Source organism: Candidatus Nealsonbacteria bacterium (assembly GCA_011050465.1).
Taxonomy (GTDB): domain Bacteria; phylum Patescibacteriota; class Minisyncoccia; order Minisyncoccales; family RBG-13-36-15; genus RBG-13-36-15.
The window spans coordinates 19850-40135 of sequence record DRFQ01000009.1 but is presented as its reverse complement, the minus strand read 5'-3'; the positions used below and the strand labels follow the sequence as shown (position 1 = coordinate 40135).

Genomic DNA, 20286 nt, shown 5'->3' with positions numbered 1-20286 from the left:
AATAAGTTTGATTTCTCTTAAAACTACCTTAATTCTGCCATTTTGGCAGTTTTTTGTCTATCCATGAAATTAGTGAAGAATTTTGGGTTGAAAAGTTGTCAACTGATGGGGCCTGGACTCATCAGAGCCGTTGCGGCATCCTCTCCTTGAAAGGTCGAATTATAATAATTAAGGACTATTCAAGGATATGGAACAAGCGACAAAAGAACGACTTAATAATTTTCAATCCCCTGTTAAGGTTGATATACGTTACTGCCTGTATGCCAGAAAATCAACTGAAGCAGAAGATAAACAAACTCTTTCTATAGAATCGCAGGTAAAAGAGATGTTGGTTTTGGCAGAAAAAGACAACCTCAAAGTTGTAGATATCAAGCGCGAATCTCATTCTTCAAAGGAAGTCGGCCAAAGAGAGATTTTTAATCAAATGCTGGCTGAAATAAAAGAAGGAAAATACAATGGTATTTTAACTTGGGCTCCAGACCGGCTGAGCAGAAATGCCGGAGACTTAGGTTCTATCGTAGATTTGATGGATAAAAAGCTTCTATTGGAAATAAGGACATTCGGGCAAAGATTCACTAATAACCCGAACGAAAAGTTCATGCTTATGATATTGGGATCTCAAGCTAAGCTCGAGAATGACAACAAAGCGGTAAATGTGAAGCGAGGGCTGCGAACCAGATGCGAGATGGGACTTAGGCCGGGAGTCGCTCCTACAGGCTACCTCAACGAAAAACACGCTGATAAAAAGTGCCAGGCGAGGATTGACCCAAAGAGAGCTCCGGTTATAAAGCAGATGTTTGAAAGAGTGGCAAGCGAACAATGGAGCGGACGTAAGGTATATCGTTGGCTGAGAGAGATAAAATTCAAAACTAAAAACGGCAAGCTGCTTGTGCTTGCCAACATTTATCTCATTCTCCGAAATCACTTCTATTACGGAGAGTTTGAATATCCAGTGGGAAGTAACAAGTGGTATATTGGCAAGCACACGCCGATTATAAATAAGGAATTATTTGATAGGGTTCAGACGACGCTTAATGAAAACTTTATTCCAAAAACCGAGAGCAAAGAATTCGCTTTCACGAAACTGATTAAATGCGGCTATTGCGGTTCGGGAATATCAGCTGATGAAAAGTTCAAAAAATTAAAAGATGGTGGTGTAAACCGCCACGTCTATTATTTCTGCACGAAAGCCAGAAATATTGATTGTAAAAATCCTGCTGTCAATGAACCAAATTTAATCAACGAGTTGATAGAATTGATGGATAGAATTGATTTAGATGAGTTAGGGGTAAAATCAAGAATAGAACAGGAAATCACAAGATTCAATAAATTCAGGATCGGAGTACTGGGCCATAAAAAAGAAAATAATAACGTTGATATCGATATACGAAATTACGCAAAGTATCTTCTCAGAGAAGGAACGCTGGTTGAAAAAAGAGAATTCCTCTTCTTTCTGAAAAGCAAACTAATTCTAAAAGACAAAAAAATCCTGCTGGAAAAATAGTAAAAATAAAAACCGCCTATTATAAAGCGGTTTTTATTTGCTTTCTAACTATTTTTGCGCTTGCGCTTTCTCCTATTTTCTGATAAAATATAATTGAGCATGACTCTTATTCCTTCCAAAAAATCATTGCTATCGATATCAGTTTCATTGATGTTATTCATAATGACTACGGATTTGGTATTGACAAATGTCTCCTCTTTGACTACACTGCCTGTAGGCAGTGTAGTCAAAGCACCGCGTTAATCTTGGGCTTTTTTATGAAAGAAACTTCTTAACGAATTGCCCAAATTTCAAAACTATTCCCTTATCTACATTGAAAATTTTAGAATCTATTAATGGAATGGGCTTAGGCCCATTTTTTGTTACGGTCATTATAAAAAAGTAAGGCTTTCTGGGACGAACTAATAATAAATGACTACCAGGCCAATATCTCTGCATTTTTTCATATCTCCAAATAATATTTCTACCACTAGCGCCCTCACCTTGGTATCTGATTTGGAGCAAATTAACGGAACGATCCTTTTTATTCATGACAATAAAAGATGGGCTAGTGAGTAATACTTCCGCGGCCTTACCGTCTTTTGAGACGCCTAATTGTACAAGGCGATCAGGGATACTTTCATGTCCGTAATTTACGACTAAATAATCAGCGTCTTGAAACATTAAGCTAGTAATAATACTGGCAATTCTTCCCTTAATAATGCTTTCGAAATTCATATATAAATTTCTTTTTATAAATAATAATTCATCCTTAATTCTGTTCTATTTTCAAAAAAAGTCAATAACTAAAAACACCCGGCAATGCCGGGCATCTCGGTCACCTGACTTAGCATATGATGGCTGCGGGGCTAGGATTCGAACCTAGATTAAATGCTCCAGAGGCATCCGTCCTACCGTTAGACGACCCCGCATACGCCTCCTCGGCGTATCTACCGAAGAGGCAGAATGTTTAAACTTTCAGATATTTCCTGATGGCTATCATACTAGAAATTATACTAAGGCCGATGCCAGCAGTAAGCTGGATTAAGAATAAGGTCCAAAAATTATTAATAAAATAACCGAAAAGACTGAATCCTGATAAAATGGTTTCGAGTTTTGGACTCAAAAATAAATTTATTGAAGCAACAAGCAAAATGGTAATAAAAATGGCTATCATTCCTACCATTATCCCTTGAGCCAGAAATGGCCCCCTGATAAACCAGTTGGAAGCGCCCACCAATCTCATTGTTGCAATTTCCTCTTCTGAACTATAAATTGCTAATCTGGTGGTATTGAAAGCAACAACAATCGCAATTATTCCCAAAATTAAACTAAAAATAATTCCGGCAAATCTAATATTAGAAGAAATATCAAAAATTTTCCCAATAACAATTTTATTCTGGTGATAATCTACTTTCTCAATTAAATCCTGGAAAGGGGCGCCTTCTAAAAAATTAGCTAAAGCTTCATATTGATCTACCTGCCAAGCTTTAATATTTAAAGAAGCCAATAAAGGATTATCTCCTACTTCAGCCAATGCTTCCATTAAGAGAGAATTGTCTTTGTGTTTCTGGGTGAAACGATCCAAGGCTTCTTCCTGTGATACATATTCGATGCTCTTTACTTCTGGAATCCTGCTAATTTCTTCTTTTGCCTCCAAAATCTCTATTTCAAGAGAGTCTTTTTTAAAATAAACTGAAACGTCAACTTTTTCTTGAAGATTTAAAACTAGATATTGAACAATCCCCTGGAAAAAATAGAGAAAAGTAATCAAGGAAATAGTCATTACCATAATAGAAACCGTAGCAAAGGTAAAACCGCCCTGACGGCGAAAATTCAGGAAACCTGCTTTAATAATCCTTTTTAAAGAAGTAAACATAAGGAATTTTAATTTAAAGAGTAAACCTTCCTATTTTATCGTCTCTAAGTATCGTACCTTTCTCAATAGTGATCACCCTTTTTGACAAGGTGTTTACAACCTCTTTATTGTGGGTAGCCAAAATGATTGTTGTTCCCATTTCATTAATCCTTGACAATAGATGAATAATCTCCCGGGTATGATATGGGTCTAAGTTTCCGGTTGGCTCGTCAGCTAAAATAACGTCCGGCCGATGAATCAAGGCTCTGGCAATAGCCACTCTTTGACGCTCACCCCCTGAAAGCTCTGGAGGAAAATTAGAATATCTGTGGCTCAGGCCGACTATTTCCAGCACCTGGGGAACATTTTGCGAAATTTCCAAATCAGAAGCTCCGGTAACCTCTAAAACGTAAGCTACATTTTCATAGGCGGTTTTATTTGGGAAAAGCTTATAATCCTGGAAAATAGAGCCGATTCTCCGGCGATATTGGGGAATCTTTGAAGAAGGAATTTTATGAACATCTTGATTATCAAAAAAAACTTTTCCCCGAGAGGGTTTCTCTTGGGCCAGAAGCAATTTAAGCAGGGTTGTTTTCCCGGCTCCTGATTTTCCAACAATAGAAACAAACTCTTTTTTTTCTATCTTAAAAGAAACGTCTTCTAAGGCGACAATGGTTGAGGAATAAATTTTGGCAATATTTTGAAAATTAATCATAAAGTATGATCCGAATCTACGAATCTCATCCGAATGCTCCGGATAAGATGTACACCCAAGGAATGCGTGATATTCAGATTATATTTTAATTCCGGCTTCAATGAATTGGCCCAGATTACCGTCTAATACTCCTTCTACGTCTGAAGTTTCAAGATTGGTTCTCAAATCTTTAACTAATTTATATGGATGAAGGACATAAGACCTGATTTGATTTCCCCAGCTGGCTGAAATAGCTTTTCCCTGCCCTCCGGACGTCGCCTCGGGCGAACCTCGCTTTAGGCGGGAAGCTTGCCGTTCGGCGGCTTTTATCTGAGATATTTTTTCTTGCTGTTCAGCCTCTTTCAATTGATAAAGTTTTGAATAAATCATCTTCATTGCTCTCTCTCTGTTCTGTCCCTGCGATCTTTCTGCCTGGCAAGAGGCCACAAGGTTGGTTGGCAAATGGGTAATTCTGACAGCTGTTTCCCGACGATTAACATGTTGGCCGCCGGGCCCCGAAGCTCGATAAAAATCAATTCTCAAATCTTCTGGTTTGATTTTGATTTCATCTTCTGTCTCCTTTTCAATTTCCGGCAAAACTTCAACTAAAACAAAAGAGGTATGACGAAGTTGCTGGGGAGAAAAAGGCGAAATTCTAACCAACCTATGAACTCCTGATTCTTTTTTTAAAAAGCCGAAAGCATAGTGCCCTTGAATTTCTAAGGTTACGGATTTCGTCCCAATTCTTCCGTCCGGCCCTCCGCCTTCGCCAAAAGACTGATGTAAAATTTTGGTTCTAAATCCCCTGCCATAGCAAAATCTCTCATACATTCTCAACAGCATCGTTGCCCAGTCCTGAGAATCCTGTCCGCCGGCCCCTGCATAAATAGAAAGAACAGCTGAAGATTTATCATACTTTCCGGAGAGAAAAGTTTTGAATTCTTCTTCTTTAATTTTTGTTTCCAGAGATTCAATCTTGCTCTCAATGTCTTTTACCTCCTCTCCTTTAATTAATTTATTCAATTCTTCCAAATCGTCCAGTTCCTTTCTGAAACTCTCGAGTCTTTCTGTTTCCTCTTTCAAAAGGGCGATGTCTTGATTAATTCTGACTGCTCTTTTCTGGTTTTGCCAAAAATCAGGATTTTCTCTTTCTTTTTCCAGCTCTTTAATTTTCTCTTTCTTTTTCTCTAATTCAAAGACAGTCCATCAAATGATGGAGTTTATCTTGAAGTTCGTTTAGTCTGGAAGATGTGTTGGGCATTTTTCTTTTCAGCCTCATTTTAGCAAATTTTTAGGGAAAGTAAATCCCTGCAACAATTAGAGATTATTTCTGGTTCAATATAAAGATTGGCTTTTCTTTTGCCCAAAAACTTTATATAATAGGATAATCTCTAGAATCAGCCATTAGAATATGACTCAAAGGTTTACCCACCTCCATGTTCATAGTCACTACTCACTGCTCGATGGTCTGCCAAAGATCGACGAGCTTTTAGATCGGGTAAAAGAGTTGGGAATGGACTCGATTGCTTTAACTGATCATGGAACTCTATATGGAGCGGTTGAATTCTATCAGAAAGCCAAAGAACGAGGTTTAAAACCCATCCTGGGGGTAGAAGCCTATCTGGCCTATGAAAGAATGGATCAGAAAAGACCTAATATTGATGATAAAAGATATCATTTGACTCTCTTGGTGAAAAATGCTGAAGGTTACAAAAATCTGGTAAAGCTTATTACCAAAGCCCACCTGGAAGGCTTTTATTATAAACCAAGAGTCGATATGGATTTACTGAAAGAATACGGAAAAGGATTAATTTGTCTGTCCGGCTGTCTTCAGGGTAAAATTTCCAGATTAATTTTAGCTAAAAAGACAAAAGAAGCTGAAGAGTTGGCTTTCAAGTTCAAAGAGATTTTTGACCAAGATAGCTTTTATCTGGAAATTCAACACCACCCTAAAATAAAAGAACAGGGAATTGTCAATAAAGGTTTAATAGCGCTTTCAAAGAAAACAAAAATTCCTTTGGTAGCCACCCAGGATGTCCATTATTTAAAACCAGAAGATGCCGAAGCCCAAGATATTTTAATGTTAATCAATACCGGGGCTAACTCTAATGATCCCGAAAGATTAACGCTAAAGACTGATGATTTCTCTTTAAAAAGCCAGACCGAAATGGCAGCTGCCTTCAAATCAAAGCCGGAAGCAATCGAAAATACTCAGAAGATAGCCGATTTATGCAACTTCCAATTTGAATTAGGAAAAACAAAGCTTCCCCAGTTCCCTCTTCCTGCAGACAAGACAGCAGATGAATATTTAAAAGAACTTTGCCATCAAGGACTAGAAAAACGTTATAAGAAGTTGCCCAAAGAAACAATTGAACGTTTAGAATATGAACTTTCAATAATTAAACAAATGGGTTTTGCTTCTTACTTTTTAATTGTTCAGGATTTTGTTAAATGGGCAAAAGGAAACAGAATTATTGTGGGCCCTGGACGAGGATCAGCTCCCGGTTCTCTGGTTTCTTACTTATTAGATATTACCACTGTCGATCCTCTGAAATATAATCTTTTATTTGAAAGATTTTTAAATCCAGAGAGAATCTCTCTTCCCGACATAGACCTTGATTTTGCCGACCGAAGAAGAGACGAAGTAATAGAATATGTTGCCCAAAAATATGGTCGAAACAAAGTTGCCCAAATTATCACTTTTGGAACAATGGCGGCGAAAGCCGTCATCAGGGACGTAGGAAGAGCAATGAATTATCCTTATATTTACTGTGACCGAATCGCCAAGATGATTCCCCTCTCTTTTACCCTCAAAGAAACCATGGAAAAAGTGGCAGAATTCAAACAAATCTATGAAACAGATTCTCAGGCAAGAAAACTAATAGATGCTGCCAAAAAATTAGAAGGTGTGGCCAGGCACGCTTCAACCCATGCTTGCGGAGTGGTAATCTCAAAAGAACCCTTAGAAAATATTGTGCCTTTACAACACCCGACCCAGAACGAAAAAATTGTTGTTACCCAATACGAAATGGGGTCTATTGAAAGTCTTGGTCTTTTGAAGATGGATCTTCTGGGGTTAAAAAATCTAACCATTATTGAAGACTGTCTGGCCCGAATTTATGTGATACGAGATACCAAGATAGATATCGAAAACATTCCCCAAAATGACAGAAAAACTTACAAACTTTTACAACATGGAGACAGCACGGGCATCTTTCAACTTGAGAGCGACGGAATGAAAAGATATTTAAAAGAGCTGAAACCAACTGAATTTGAAGATATAATTGCCATGATAGCTCTATATAGACCAGGCCCCATAGAACTTATCCCAGACTATATCAAGGGGAAACACAAAAAGAGAAAAGTAGAATATTTACATCCTGATTTAAAGCCAATCTTAAAATCTACTTATGGAATTTGTATTTTCCAGGAACAATTAATGCAGATTGTCCAGAAATTAGCAGGTTTCAGTTTGGCCGAAGCTGACATTTTAAGAAAAGCAATTGGTAAAAAAATTAAGTCTTTATTGGTTGCCCAGAAAGAAAAAATGATGAGAGGAATGAAAAATAACGGAATAAGAGAAGAAGTTGCTCGAGAAATTTGGAGATGGATTTTACCTTTCGCTCGTTATGGTTTTAATAAATCTCATAGCACAGCTTACGCTGCTATTGCTTACCAAACAGCCTATCTTAAGGCCCATTATCCCATTGAGTTTATGGCTGCTCTTCTAACGTCTGAAAAATCCGATATTGAGAGAATTGGCTTTTTAATCACAGAATGTAAGAAAATGGGCATTCAGATTCTTCCCCCTGATATAAATGAAAGTTTTAGAAATTTCAGCGTCGTACCAAAAGAAAATAAGATAAGGTTTGGACTTTTGACCATCAAAAATGTTGGCCATAATGTTGTCGATGCAATTATCAAGGATAGAGAAAAAGGAGGAACTTTTAAATCGATCCAAGATTTTATCTCCAGAATCGACTCTAAGGATTTAAATAAAAAATCTCTGGAGAGTTTAATTAAAACCGGAGCTTTTGATCAATTTGAAGAAAGGAATAAATTGCTTTCTAATTTAGAGAAGTTACTTGAACATAATCGAGAGATCAGAAGAGCTAAAAATCAAGGACAAAAAAGCCTGTTTGGAGAAGGGCATAGTTTTAATTCTAACTCTAATTTTGTCCTTTCAGAAGCTTCTCCGCTTTCTCAAGCAGAAAAACTTACCTGGGAAAAAGAGCTTTTGGGTCTTTTCGTCACCTCCCATCCTTTAGAGGGTTTCAAAAAAGTCTTTGAAAACGTCTCGCCTCTTTCCAAGGTCTCTAAGGGTCTAGCTGGAAGATTTATAAAAACGGGGGGAGTCATTTCTAAAATTAAAAAGGTTATCACCAAAATGGGGAAGCCGATGCTTTTTATAAACTTAGAAGACCAACACGATAGAATTGAGGTTATTGCTTTTCCTAGAGTCATTGAAAAAAATCCCACTATTTTCCAGGAAAATAAAATTGTTCTGATTTCGGGAAGAATAGACAACCGGGGAGGCACCCCTAAAATAATCTGCGAGGAAATTGAAGAGATTATAGAAACCAGTTAAATGGTTACATCGCTACATTGTTAAATTGTTATATTGCGATATGAATTCCGAGAACGGTTCTCGGTTTTTTTTACTTTCTTTACATTCGTGATAAAATAAGAATATGAAAAATATAGAGATAATCAGACATTCTTTGGCTCATATAATGGCTCATTCTGTTCAACAGTTCTATCCGGAAGTGAAGCTTGGTATCGGCCCCATAATTGAGAATGGTTTTTATTATGATTTTGACCTGCCAAAAAGTTTAACCCCCGCCGATCTACCGAAAATCGAGAAAAAAATGAGGAGCCTCCTTCAGCAAAATATTACCTTCAAAAAAAGGTTAATTCCAAAAACTGAAGCAAGAAAGATATTCAAAAATCAGTCTTATAAATTAGAGTTAATAAATGAAATAAAAGACGACAGAGTGTCTGTTTATGAATCAGGCGATTTTGTAGATCTTTGCAAGGGCCCTCATGTTAAATCGACCCTTCAACTTCGTTCGGGGCAGGCGAAAGAGATTCCAGACGCTTTTAAATTGACCAAAATTGCCGGAGCGTATTGGCGTGGATCTGAAACAAGGACAATGCTCACCAGGATCTACGGAGTAGCCTTTAAAACAAAAAAAGAACTCGATGATTATCACAGGAAGCAAGAAGAAGCTAAAAAAAGAGACCATCGACTTTTAGGCCAAAAATTAGATTTATTTTCTTTTGATCCTGAAGTAGGAGCAGGGTTGCCTTTATGGCATCCGAAAGGAACAATACTGAGGAAAATCATTGAAGACTTTATTAATCAAGAACTATTGAAAACAGGTTATCAGTTGGTTAGTTCTCCTCACATTGGAAAAGAAAGCTTATTTAAAACCTCTGGCCATCTAGATTTTTACAAAGAAAACATGTATTCCCCTTTTGAGATTGAAAAAGAGAAATATTATTTAAGGCCAATGAACTGTCCTTTTCACATTAAGATTTATAAATCTAAGATTAGAAGCTACAAAGATTTACCGATTAAATTTTCTGAGTTCGGAACAGTTTACAGATACGAAAAATCCGGAGTTTTGCACGGTCTGGTTCGAGTTAGAGGCTTTACCCAAGATGATGCTCATATATTTTGCACACCAGAGCAACTGGGAACTGAATTAATTTCTGTTTTACGTCTAACTCTAAAAATATTAAAAACATTCGGATTTAAAAAGTATGAGGTTTATCTTTCCACCCGCCCTAAAAAATATACTGGAGAGTTAAAAAATTGGGAAAAAGCCATCAACAGTTTGAAATACGCCCTGAAAAAAACAAAATTGAAATACCAGATAGATCCTGGCGAAGGAGTTTTCTACGGACCAAAAATTGATATCAAAATAGAAGATTCTCTGGGAAGACCCTGGCAATGTACAACAGTCCAACTTGACTTTAACCTACCAGAAAAATTCAATATCTCTTATATAAATAAAAAGGGTAAAAAACAAAAGCCATTTATGATTCATAGAGCTATTTTAGGAGCTCTGGAAAGATTTATAGGTATATTAATTGAGTATTATGCGGGATCTTTTCCTTTGTGGCTCTCCCCTGTTCAGGCCTGGGTAATTCCAGTAGGATCTCGCCACCGAAAATATGCACAAGAAATTGGCAAGAAGTTTGAGACCTTGGATTTAAGATATGAAATCAGGGATACGGCCGAAACCGTTTCTAAAAAAATAAGAGAGGGAGAAATTCAAAAAATTCCTTATTTATTGGTTGTTGGTGATAAAGAAAAAAAATCAAAATCAGTAAGAGTCAGAGAAAGAAATAGAGGCGATATCGGACAGATAGAATTAAATAAATTTTTAGAAAAAGTCAAGATAGAAATAAAAAAAAAGACATTCAAACATATTAACATCTGAATGTCTTAATAAATCCGGATGAAAAATGTTTAAATACTAACGCGTTTATATGGCAATAATTTCTCGGCAAACCCAAGAACTCATCCAAAAATACCAAAGTTGGCATCAATCTCTGCAACAAAAAGAGGGAGTTTCTGTCTTGCATGTTGATGAAATAGCCTCGAAGGTAGCAGCTTTCTACGAAAAAATAAGAGGAGTTATTGAATGGAGAGAAGAACATCTTTTAAGGAAAACGGCCATTGAGAGAGTGCTGAAGAGAAGATTTTTTTTAATGGAAGATGGGGAAAAAATTGCCGGACCTCTAGTGTTAGAACTGATTAGAGGCGGACATTTTCTAAATGATAGCATTGAAGAAAAAAAAGTTGAGATTGTCCAGAAGCTAATTCAAAAGTATATCTTTATCATAAGAAACAGCCCTTCTCCTGATAAAGAAAAAATAAAAACCCGGCTTTCTAGTTGGCTTTTGGGAATTACTGCTTGTGAAATTGAAGAAGTTCTTGACCCTCCCCAGAGAGAAAGAGCTTTGATTGACTATATGACAGAGCTTATGAAGGAAAAGATAGAAGTAAAAGAAGGAATTTTTGTAATTAAAGGAATATCTGAGAAAGAAAAGCAAAAGCAAATTTATATTGCTGCCCAGAGAGCCCTTTTTAAATTAGACTCTCCTATTATCAGCTATCATCTCTTGGAATTTTATTATCCCCTGTGGCAGAATCTTCCTCAGGAACAATTGGAAGAAATAGCCAAAGATATTTATTCAATCTGGAGGAGAATTGAAAAAGATCTAAAAAGCTCTTTAGGTGAAAAATTCTATCAAGTCTGCGAAAAATATGATACGCTTTATTTAATTCTGGGTGATATTCTAACTAAAAATCCAATAACTGCCAGAGAGAAGATATCTCAGCCGGAAACTTTAGAGGATTCAGTGAAAGAGGCATACGGTAAACGGTCTTTGAGATTAAAAGAAAAGCTTTTTCGAGCCGCCCTCTATAGTATTATTTCTATTTTTGCTACAAAAATGCTTATAGTCCTGCTCATTGAGATTCCTTTTGAGAGATACATAACCCACCAATTCAATTATTCTGCTTTGGGCTTAAATATTCTAATTCCTCCCCTGCTTATGTTTTTAATGATTTTAACCGTCCGGCCGCCCTCTAAAGAAAATCTCCAAAAAGTAATATGGGAGGTTATGAAGATTGCTTATGAGGGTAAAAAGAAAGACATCTATCCAATAAGACCATCCCCGAAAAGGGGTCTCATTATGAAAGGAATTCTGCTTGTTTTTTATCTGCTGAGTTTTTTTGTTTCTTTTGGCATTATTATTTGGGGACTCCAAAAATTAGACTTTGGAATTCTGTCAATTATAATATTTATTGTTTTCTTGTCGTTAATTCTTTTTGCCGGAACGAGAATCAGGCACAGAGCCAAAGAGCTTCAGGTTGAGGAGGAAAAAGAGACAATAATAACTTCGGCTCTTGATTTCTTAACTCTTCCCCTTGTCCAAGTCGGAAAATGGCTGTCTTCGCAGTGGGAAAGGGTTAGCGTTCTGATGATTGTATTTAACATTTTGATTGAGCTTCCGTTCCAGTTTTTCATCGAATTCTTAGAGCAATGGAGGTATTTCCTAAAAGAGAAAAAAGAAGAAATACATTAAAATTAAATTTTGTATTGTAATACAATAAAAGTCGAGTTAATAAATAATCTTAAAAACTAATTTACGTTTTAATATGACTAAACTGATTGGAATAATAGTAATTAGCGCTTTTTTTGTCTTTGTCGGAGGTTCAATCGCTTTCGCCCAAGAAGCGCCTGTTGATGTAACTGAAGAGGTTAATCTTGACGAAGATATTCAACCTCAAGATTTAGGCGTGGGAGACCCTCGGATTCTACCAGATCACCCTCTGTATTTTCTAAAAAACTGGGCCAGGGATATTCGATCTCTTCTTACTTTCAACTCGGTAGCCAAGTCTGAATTAAGATCTCGATTTGCCAATGAGAAATTGATAGAAGTAAAAAAGATGATAGAAAGAAAGAAAAACCCTGAAGCAATTAAAAGAGCCACGGGTAATTATCAAAAAGAGATAGAAAGAGTTAAATCAGAGACTGAAAAAATAAGAGAAAAAGCAAAGGAAAATCCGAAAGTTGATAAATTCTTAGATAAATTTATTCACCAGCAAATCTTGCACCAAAAACTTTTACAAAAATTAGAAAATCAAGTGCCAGAACAAGCTTTTGAAAAAATAAAAGAAGCCAGAGAAATGCATTTAGAAAAATTCGGGGATGTGATGTTAAAATTAGAAGATAGAAGAGAAAAAATTGGTGAAAAATTGACAGATATTTTAGAAGCACAAAAAGGAAGTCAATTTAAGCACTTTAAGAATCTGGAGATTTTATCAGAATTAGAGGAAAAAGTGCCAGAGGAAGCAAAAGATGCAATAAGAAGGGCTCAGGAAAATTCTCTGAAAAGATTACAGGGGAATTTAGAAAAAATGTCGCCCGAAGATCAAGAGAGATTTAAAGAATATTTAGAAAAAATCTCTGGAGCAAAAGAAAAACATCTTGAAATTTTAGAGAATCTTAGATCGGGAATCCGGGCAATCCCTGAAACACCCCGGCTCCTAGAATTAAAGAAAAGATTAGACGAAAGCAAGGTTAATATATTAGAGAAAGTAAAAGAGGGATTAGAAAGATCAAGTATTCCCCTATGTCCTAAATTCGTCTGGACTGATCCAGGTCCCTGTGAGAAAGGAAGAATTATTATTGAAAAAGATGTCAAAGGCTGTCCCCTGCCTCCAAAATGTGTAATTCCAGGAGAAGTGGAAACTCGACCCTTACCCATCCCAGCACCAGAAGTACCACCATTTCTTGAAAAGGAAGCTTGTATTGCTTTGTGGGATCCGGTCTGCGGTAAAGATGGCAACACTTACAGTAATGGATGTTTTGCTAAAATAGCAGGAATAGAGGTAGAGCATAGAGGAATATGTGGGAAAATTCTTGAAGTAAGGCCTGAGATAATGAGGTGAAAAGCGAATCTTATTGTGAAACAGGTTCTGATTGTTCTTGCGGAGCAAGTAAGGTTACCGGACAATGTTCTTAAGAAAAACGGTCTTGAAAGGGCCGCTTTTCTGTTTTAGAATGACTTGTATGAAATACACATCATCACTTACGGTCACCCCGATACCATCCGCTTTCAGTGGAGCTACGGGGCAAGAATGAACAAATTATGAAAAAATATTGGATTATTACATTCGGATGCCAGATGAATCATTCAGATAGTGAGAGAATTGCTACTGTTTTGGAAAATATTAAATATCAGCCAGCTTTAAATATGAATGAGGCCGATTTAATCCTGGTTAATGCTTGCTCGGTCAGGCAGTCAGCTATTGATAGAATTTGGGGCCAAACTAAAAAATTCCAAAAATTAAAAACTAAAAATTCTGAGCTAAGGACTGTGATAACAGGCTGCGTCTTGAAAAAAGATAAAGGAAAATTTGCCAAGAATTTCAATTTAGTTTTAGATATCAATGATTTACCAGAATTACCAGAAAAACTCTTAACAATAAAGCAATTTAGCAATTTAACGATTAAAGACAGCGCATTACAGAATGAGTCTTATTTGAGGATTGAACCCGAACATTCCGATAATTTTTCTGCCTACGTACCAATAATGACAGGCTGTAATAATTTCTGCACTTTTTGCGTTGTCCCTTATACTCGAGGTCGCGAAATCTCCCGGCCAGCCAAAGAAATTATTTGCGAGGTTCAAAATCTAATTAAACGAGGATACAAAGAAATCTGGCTATTAGGGCAAAATGTAAACAGCTATAAATTTAAAGGGGCTAATTTTCCGAAACTTTTGAATATGGTAAATGATATTGGGGGCGATTTTTGGATTCGCTTTACCAGCTCTCACCCCAAAGACTTCTCGGCAGAATTAATCAATATTATGGCCAGTTGCGAAAAAGTGACTGAATATTTAAATTTACCTGTCCAGTCCGGTGATGATGAAATTCTAAAAAAAATGAACCGACCATATACTATGGAAATATACAAAAATATAATTAGGAAAATCCGAAAAAAAATTCCTAATATTACTCTATCTACCGATGTTATTATTGGTTTCCCGGGAGAGAAAGAAAAAGCATTTGAGAATACAGTTAAGCTTTTTAAAGAAATAAAATATGATATGGCTTATATCTCTCAATATTCTCCAAGGTCAGGAACAAAAGCTGCTAATTTCAAAGATGATATCCCTCGCTTAGAAAAAGAAAGAAGGTGGAAGATTTTGACCAATATTTTGAGAAAAACTGCCTTAGAGAAAAATAAAAAATACCTTGGAAAAACATTAGATGTATTAATAGAAACGGAACGACCCCGCACCAGAAGTGTGGGGCAGGCAGGTTCGGTGCGGGACAGGCACGGATATTTATATGGAAAAACACGGAACTATAAAACTATAGAATTTAAAGGTCCAAAAAACCTAATCGGCAAATTCACTAAAATAAAAATTGTTGATGCGTTTCCTTGGAGGTTAAAAGGAGAAATGATATGAAAAATAAATTGATAGTTATTCTGGGACCAACGGCTTCTGGAAAAAGTCATTGGGCAATAGAGCTGGCCAAAAAGTTCAACGGCGAAGTTGTCTCTGCTGATTCCCGACAGATTTATCGAGGAATGGATATTGGTACAGGAAAAATAACGAAAAAAGAAATGAAAGGTATTCCCCATTATCTTTTGGATGTTGCTTATCCAAAAAAAAGATTTACAGTCGTTCAATATCAAAAATTAGCTCAGAGTGCAATCAAAAAAATCTTAAAGAAGAGAAAAAATCCATTTTTGGTTGGGGGGGCAGGATTCTATATTCAGGCTATCGTTGATCAAATTTCGATACCTAGAGTAAAACCTGATTGGAAATTAAGAAAAAAATTGGAAAAGGAAGAAGCCAAAGATCTCTTTGGACTGTTAAAAAAAATAGACCCACAGAGAGCCAGAAATATTGACAGACAAAATAAAAGAAAGCTAATTAGAGCGTTGGAAATTTTAGTTAAAACAGAAAAACCCGTACCGCCTCTATTGAAAAAACCTCCTCAATTTGAGATTTTAATTATTGGGATTAAAAAGTCCTCTCAAGAAATAAAAAAATTAATTAAAAAAAGGCTATTGAAGAGATTAAAACAAGGAATGATAGCTGAAACTAGAAGGCTGAAAAAGGCCGGTCTTTCCTGGAGAAGATTAGAAGAATTTGGTCTGGAATATAGATACATATCTTTATATCTACAGAGGAAATTAGATTATCAGCAGATGCTAAAAAGATTAGAGAAAGAAATTGAACATTTTGCCAAACGTCAAATGACTTGGTTCAAAAAAGACAAGAGAATCCATTGGTTGGAAAAATTAGAAGAAGCAGAAAGATTAATTGAAGAATTTCTGAAAAAATAAATAAGAGATCCCTAGGGGACCTCTTATTCCAATGTGCTTCTTCCGAGAACGTCTATCTTTAGAATCGGCTTACCAAATCATCTACGGCATCAAGGTCTTGTTCCATACTCCCTGGGCGGCAAGAGCCAAAGAGAATTTCCGTCTGTCTTACTCGCCAATGCCCAAACAAAGCTGCCCAGGCGACGAAGCTCTCGGCTACCGAAACCCAAAAAATAACAAAAGGAAATAGAATGGGATAGCGCGGTGATCCGAACAACGGCGGCTCATCCCTCCAAATCCCTTCATCATTGATCACTGTCTCTCTCATTGTCCTTCCTCCTTTCGAGAGAACCTTATCCGTTTTCCTCTCCTACAACGGATATTTACCATGTCGAGGATTGCTTTGTCTAGCTCTCTTTGGTTCAGCTGAAACCTTCTGTTGGTTGTTATTTTTTTCTTGAATAAGTAATGGATTCTCACAAACAATTATCTTATCTCCCTCAATCATTACTTGATCTTCATGTGCAGACCAACCACACGTCAGACAGGTAAAATAATCATAATCAACCATCACTTGTCTTTCTCCGTTACGCGGACAGATGAGCATGCCCCCCCCTCCTTTTGTTAAGGTTCAAGTCAGAGTACTAAAATTAGTATAAATCTTATTAAGTTTTTGTCAACTCTTTTTCTAAAATATCTTTTACTGTTTGGGGATTAGCCCGGCCCCTTGTCTCCTGCATTACCTGACCAACTAAAAATTGTAAAGCGTTTCCTTTGCCATCCTTGAAATCATTAATTGCCGTCTGATTTTTATTTAAAACGTTTTTTATAATTTTCTCAATCTCTGATTCATCAGTAATTAAGCTAAGTTTTTTCTCTTTAATAATATGGGATGGATCGGCTCCTGTTTTAAACATTTCTAAAAGAACCTGCTTGGCAATTTTGCTTGATATTTTTCCTTCATAAATCAAAGCTATAAACTCAGCGAAATTCTCTGGGGTAATTGGAAAATCATCACCCGCCACCGAAGCCTTTTTTAAAAGCCTTTGAAGATCCGTCAATACATAATTTGCCGCTAACTTAACGAATCTCTTGATTTCTCTATCAGATAGTTTGGTTTTAAGTTCTATCGACTTTATCCAATCCTTAAGTTCCGATATAACTTTCTCAAAATATGCGCCAAGGTCTTTGTTTTGAACAAAAACTTCTACATCTCTCTCGTCCAAATTATATTCTTTGGCAAATCTTTCTCTTTTTTGTTGAGGAAGCTCGGGAATCTCTGATTTAATCTCTGAAATTTCTTTCCCTGTAATATGAAGAGGGGGTAAGTCGGGCTCTGGAAAATATCGGTAATCATAAGCCTCCTCTTTCTCTCTCTGAGATAATGTTACTCCTCTGCTTTTGGACCAACCCCGCGTTTCTTGAATAACTTTCTTGCCAGATTCTAAAACTTCAGTCTGCCTCTTAGTTTCATACTTTAGGGCTCCTTCTACTGCCCGAAATGAGTTCAAATTTTTAATTTCTACTTTTGTTCCTAATTCTTTATCGCTTTTTATTCTTTGTTTTGCTTTTTCGGCCGGGAGTAGGCTTAAATTAACTTCTACTCTCATCTGCCCCTTTTCCATATTAACATCAGAGACTCCTAAATATCTTAAAATTAATCTCAATTCTTCTGAAAACCTCCTGGCTTCTTTTGCTGATCTTATATCGGGTTCAGTCACCAATTCCATTAAAGGAATGCCAGCTCTATTAAAATCGACCAAAGAATAATCAGTGCCTTCTGGATGTAAAAGTTTTCCAGTATCTTCCTCTAAATGAATTCTTCTAATTCTGACTTTCGATTGCCTGCCTCGCCCCTCTTGTAAACGGGGCGGGATGAAATTGCCTAGGGTCACTTGGAGATAGCCTTCTTTACAAAGAGGAAGATTATATTGAGAAATTTGATATCCTTTGGGTAAGTCTGGATAAAAATAATTTTTCCGGTCAAATTTAGAATTTTCTAAAATTTGGCAATGTAAAGCAAGACCTGTTTTTATTACTTTTCTAACTGCTTCTCGGTTAATCACCGGCAGGGTACCGGGATGCCCCATGCAAATCGGGCAAATATTATTATTAGGATGTTTTTCGTTTTGATCATTCGCGCAACCGCAAAACATCTTTGATCGAGTCTTCAGCTCAACATGAATTTCCAGGCCAACTATTGGCGTATAGGTCATAATTATTCTTCTTTAGCTTCTCTAATAATCTCTATTCCCGAACTTGTTCCGATAATGTCCGCGCCGGCTTCTACCATCATTTTGAGGTCTTGATGGTTCCTAATGTTTCCGGCAGCTTTAATTTCGAGGCCAGGAGCAGACTCTCTCATTATTTTTAGGTGTTTTGCTTTTTCTTTTAATTCAAGCTGATCCAAAGGATCTTTAGCTGTTGAAGTTTTAACGCAAACAGCTCCCGCCTCTTTAACAATTTCTGAAGCCTTTCTTATCTCTTGGTCTGTTAAATACCCGGAACCAATAATTACTTTGGTGGGTAAAATTTTTGAAATTTCTTTCAAATCTTCTAAAATCTCGCCATATCTCTCGTGTTTTACAGCGGGGACATTAATTACGATATCCAACTCATCAGCTCCCTCAGTTTTAGCTTTTTGACAAATTTTTAATCTTTCTGGATACGGACTATCACCAATTGGTGAATCAATCAAAACAATGGTCTTAATGTCTGTTCCTTTCAATTCTTCGCTGACCAATTTTATCCATTCTGGATTAATACAGACTCCCCGAAAGCCATATTTTTTAGCTTCCTGGCAGGTTTTCTTTATATCTTCTTCGGTGGCCTCGGGCCTTATATTAGTATGATCGATAATTTTAGCAATGTTCATGTTTTTGTATTTTTTTAATAAATGGTATGTCGGCCTTACAAAAATCATAATTAGTCATCTCTTTGGGCGTAATCCATTTATAATCTCTGATAACGAAATTTTTTATCTTTCCCGAGAGGAAATCACATAAAAAAGCCAATAATATTATATGTCTTTGATCATCATAAACAAAGGAAGAATAATCGAAAAACTTTCCTACTTTTATATTTATATCTATCTCTTCTTTAATTTCTCTTTTTAAGCATCTTTTAGGATCTTCTCCAAATTCTATGGCCCCACCCGGGAATTCCCATTTTTTAGCCAGATGTTTCCCTTCGAGTCTTTGAGTAATTAAATATCTTCCTCTCCTTTTAATTATCGCTGCTGTAACTATTAATAGCTCTTTTTTCATCTTCTTTTTATCTTAACAAATTTTAGGAAAATAAAAAGCCCCAAACCAGAGCAAAACTCAGTTCGGGGTATGGCTCCTGAAAAATTCAGGAGACTTTCAACTGCTTACCTTCTAGAAATCGGGAAAAGATTACCTTACATCCCTGATCCCAGCAAGTAGTCACATGAACTACTGCCTCCTTAAGGTTTTCTAAGGTATGAGAAAATTGAAAAGAAGATACTTCTTTTAGAGTTGTCCTGGCCTTATAGCAAGAAATCTCATCTGTCGCAACCGCTACTATCATTCTCTTGTTTCTTATTAAACGATTACACCATTCCTGGAAAGCTGTGTCTTGGGGACTGCCTTTAAACGTATCCATTAATCCCCTCCTCTCAGTATGGCGCTTTTTCCATCTTTTGCGATAACAAAATCATCGAAAATTACCGGTATTCTTTTTTGAACTTCCCGCAAGAGATTAACCATCACTCGTCTAATCTCCCAATGGGCATCCTTGGCACATCTCAACCTGAAGATATGCCGCCATTCCCTCAAATTACAGGTATCCACGATTTGAGATTTTATGCCAATAGGCAAGACTTGTCTTGCATCTTCTGGTTTCCAGCTTGCTTTCCTCAAACCACGGTACATCTGTTCATTTAATTTCATCCATTCACCAAAAGAAACAGTAAATATATGAGGAATGGATACTACTCCTATCTGGTCGAATATCTGTAATGTCACCAATTTCTCATCGGGATCTCTATCCGGCGGAATAACCACCCCGAAATCACTTTCGTCCACCCGGCGGGTCGACTCTTGGGTGTAAGCCACCAATCGATGACGCACCAATTCGTGGGTAAAACCCCTCGAGACATTATTAAATTCGACAGTCATTGATGAATGTTCAAGAACGCTTTCATGGCCAATCTTTCGCAACATCCGTACAAACTTAGTCGCAGATCCCTTGGTTATCCTATTTCTGGACTGATATGAGGTTCGACCGGCAAGTTCAATTAACTCAAGAGGACTTTCTCCGGCTGACCCCGCCATAATTGCTAAAATTCGGTGAGAACCCGCATTCTGAAGAATCTCCATCTTACCCTCCTTTCAGAGGTCCAGTTTGGCGTATAAAAGAGCTT

16 protein-coding genes and 1 tRNA gene are annotated in these 20286 nt (G+C 36.8%); 7 read left to right on the top strand and 10 right to left on the bottom strand.

Annotation, left to right across the window (positions count from 1 at the left end; all coding sequences use genetic code 11):
* Positions 1-187: 187 nt before the first annotated feature.
* Positions 188-1504, top strand: coding sequence for a recombinase family protein (locus ENH66_02085; protein HDZ54468.1), 1317 nt, complete (start codon positions 188-190; stop codon positions 1502-1504).
* 255 nt (positions 1505-1759) lie between these two features.
* On the opposite strand, the gene ENH66_02080 is transcribed toward ENH66_02085, so the two are convergent.
* The 5 genes from ENH66_02080 to ENH66_02060 all read right to left on the bottom strand — a co-directional run bounded on the left by ENH66_02080 (position 1760) and on the right by ENH66_02060 (position 5296).
* Positions 1760-2221: a hypothetical protein gene (locus ENH66_02080; GenBank protein ID HDZ54467.1), complete on the bottom strand. Its 462-nt coding sequence runs from the start codon at positions 2219-2221 to the stop codon at positions 1760-1762.
* Positions 2222-2341: 120 nt separating this feature from the next.
* Positions 2342-2415, bottom strand: a tRNA-Gln gene (locus ENH66_02075).
* A 38-nt stretch (positions 2416-2453) separates the two neighbouring features.
* Positions 2454-3362, bottom strand: a complete 909-nt coding sequence (locus tag ENH66_02070; GenBank protein HDZ54466.1) for an ABC transporter permease — start codon at positions 3360-3362, stop codon at positions 2454-2456.
* A gap of 13 nt (positions 3363-3375) precedes the next feature.
* On the bottom strand, positions 3376-4056 hold the full coding sequence (gene ftsE / locus ENH66_02065) for a cell division ATP-binding protein FtsE (protein ID HDZ54465.1): 681 nt from the start codon (positions 4054-4056) through the stop codon (positions 3376-3378).
* 78 nt (positions 4057-4134) lie between these two features.
* Positions 4135-5296, bottom strand: a protein-coding gene (locus ENH66_02060) for a peptide chain release factor 2 (protein ID HDZ54464.1) whose coding sequence is annotated in 2 segments (ribosomal slippage) — positions 4135-5235 and positions 5237-5296 — 1161 coding nt in all. Because the reading frame shifts where the segments join, the coding sequence is not laid out codon by codon here.
* A 150-nt stretch (positions 5297-5446) separates the two neighbouring features.
* On the opposite strand from ENH66_02060, the gene ENH66_02055 reads away from it, so the two are divergent.
* The 6 genes from ENH66_02055 to miaA all read left to right on the top strand — a co-directional run bounded on the left by ENH66_02055 (position 5447) and on the right by miaA (position 15923).
* Entirely contained in the window at positions 5447-8623 is a 3177-nt protein-coding gene (locus tag ENH66_02055; GenBank protein HDZ54463.1) for a DNA polymerase III subunit alpha, read from the top strand.
* A 103-nt stretch (positions 8624-8726) separates the two neighbouring features.
* Positions 8727-10484 carry a threonine--tRNA ligase gene (locus ENH66_02050; protein HDZ54462.1) on the top strand — a complete coding sequence of 586 codons (1758 nt, stop codon included), beginning with the start codon at positions 8727-8729 and terminating at the stop codon, positions 10482-10484.
* A gap of 49 nt (positions 10485-10533) precedes the next feature.
* A complete protein-coding gene (locus ENH66_02045; GenBank protein HDZ54461.1) occupies positions 10534-12138 on the top strand; it encodes a hypothetical protein in 1605 nt (534 codons plus the stop codon).
* Between the two features lie 73 nt (positions 12139-12211).
* Positions 12212-13507, top strand: a complete 1296-nt coding sequence (locus tag ENH66_02040; protein HDZ54460.1) for a hypothetical protein — start codon at positions 12212-12214, stop codon at positions 13505-13507.
* A 200-nt stretch (positions 13508-13707) separates the two neighbouring features.
* Positions 13708-15036 (top strand): tRNA (N6-isopentenyl adenosine(37)-C2)-methylthiotransferase MiaB, encoded by a 1329-nt coding sequence (gene miaB / locus ENH66_02035; protein ID HDZ54459.1) that lies wholly within the window; start codon positions 13708-13710, stop codon positions 15034-15036.
* Positions 15033-15923, top strand: a complete 891-nt coding sequence (gene miaA, locus ENH66_02030; protein ID HDZ54458.1) for a tRNA (adenosine(37)-N6)-dimethylallyltransferase MiaA — start codon at positions 15033-15035, stop codon at positions 15921-15923. Before miaB ends, miaA begins: the two co-directional genes overlap by 4 nt.
* 644 nt (positions 15924-16567) lie before the next feature.
* Here miaA and gatB read toward each other — a convergent pair.
* The 5 genes from gatB to thyX form a co-directional block, all read right to left on the bottom strand.
* On the bottom strand, positions 16568-18118 hold the full coding sequence (gene gatB, locus ENH66_02025) for an Asp-tRNA(Asn)/Glu-tRNA(Gln) amidotransferase subunit GatB (protein HDZ54457.1): 1551 nt from the start codon (positions 18116-18118) through the stop codon (positions 16568-16570).
* A gap of 2 nt (positions 18119-18120) precedes the next feature.
* Entirely contained in the window at positions 18121-18825 is a 705-nt protein-coding gene (gene deoC / locus ENH66_02020) for a deoxyribose-phosphate aldolase (GenBank protein HDZ54456.1), read from the bottom strand.
* Entirely contained in the window at positions 18764-19168 is a 405-nt protein-coding gene (locus ENH66_02015) for a (deoxy)nucleoside triphosphate pyrophosphohydrolase (GenBank protein ID HDZ54455.1), read from the bottom strand. Before ENH66_02015 ends, deoC begins: the two co-directional genes overlap by 62 nt.
* A gap of 85 nt (positions 19169-19253) precedes the next feature.
* On the bottom strand, positions 19254-19526 hold the full coding sequence (locus ENH66_02010) for a hypothetical protein (GenBank protein ID HDZ54454.1): 273 nt from the start codon (positions 19524-19526) through the stop codon (positions 19254-19256).
* A complete protein-coding gene (thyX, locus tag ENH66_02005; protein HDZ54453.1) occupies positions 19526-20242 on the bottom strand; it encodes an FAD-dependent thymidylate synthase in 717 nt (238 codons plus the stop codon). Before thyX ends, ENH66_02010 begins: the two co-directional genes overlap by 1 nt.
* Positions 20243-20286: the final 44 nt, after the last annotated feature.

Bases quoted from the DNA above. Each gene is read 5' to 3' on its own strand.
- ftsE (HDZ54465.1), bottom strand. From the start codon at position 4,056: ATGATTAATTTTCAAAATATTGCCAAAATTTATTCCTCAACCATTGTC.
- ENH66_02015 (HDZ54455.1), bottom strand. From the start codon at position 19,168: ATGAAAAAAGAGCTATTAATAGTTACAGCAGCGATAATTAAAAGGAGA.
- ENH66_02040 (HDZ54460.1), top strand. From the start codon at position 12,212: ATGACTAAACTGATTGGAATAATAGTAATTAGCGCTTTTTTTGTCTTT.
- gatB (HDZ54457.1), bottom strand. From the start codon at position 18,118: ATGACCTATACGCCAATAGTTGGCCTGGAAATTCATGTTGAGCTGAAG.
- ENH66_02080 (HDZ54467.1), bottom strand. From the start codon at position 2,221: ATGAATTTCGAAAGCATTATTAAGGGAAGAATTGCCAGTATTATTACT.
- thyX (HDZ54453.1), bottom strand. From the start codon at position 20,242: ATGGAGATTCTTCAGAATGCGGGTTCTCACCGAATTTTAGCAATTATG.
- ENH66_02045 (HDZ54461.1), top strand. From the start codon at position 10,534: ATGGCAATAATTTCTCGGCAAACCCAAGAACTCATCCAAAAATACCAA.
- ENH66_02050 (HDZ54462.1), top strand. From the start codon at position 8,727: ATGAAAAATATAGAGATAATCAGACATTCTTTGGCTCATATAATGGCT.
- deoC (HDZ54456.1), bottom strand. From the start codon at position 18,825: ATGATTTTTGTAAGGCCGACATACCATTTATTAAAAAAATACAAAAAC.
- miaB (HDZ54459.1), top strand. From the start codon at position 13,708: ATGAAAAAATATTGGATTATTACATTCGGATGCCAGATGAATCATTCA.
- ENH66_02010 (HDZ54454.1), bottom strand. From the start codon at position 19,526: ATGGATACGTTTAAAGGCAGTCCCCAAGACACAGCTTTCCAGGAATGG.
- ENH66_02085 (HDZ54468.1), top strand. From the start codon at position 188: ATGGAACAAGCGACAAAAGAACGACTTAATAATTTTCAATCCCCTGTT.
- ENH66_02070 (HDZ54466.1), bottom strand. From the start codon at position 3,362: ATGTTTACTTCTTTAAAAAGGATTATTAAAGCAGGTTTCCTGAATTTT.
- miaA (HDZ54458.1), top strand. From the start codon at position 15,033: ATGAAAAATAAATTGATAGTTATTCTGGGACCAACGGCTTCTGGAAAA.
- ENH66_02055 (HDZ54463.1), top strand. From the start codon at position 5,447: ATGACTCAAAGGTTTACCCACCTCCATGTTCATAGTCACTACTCACTG.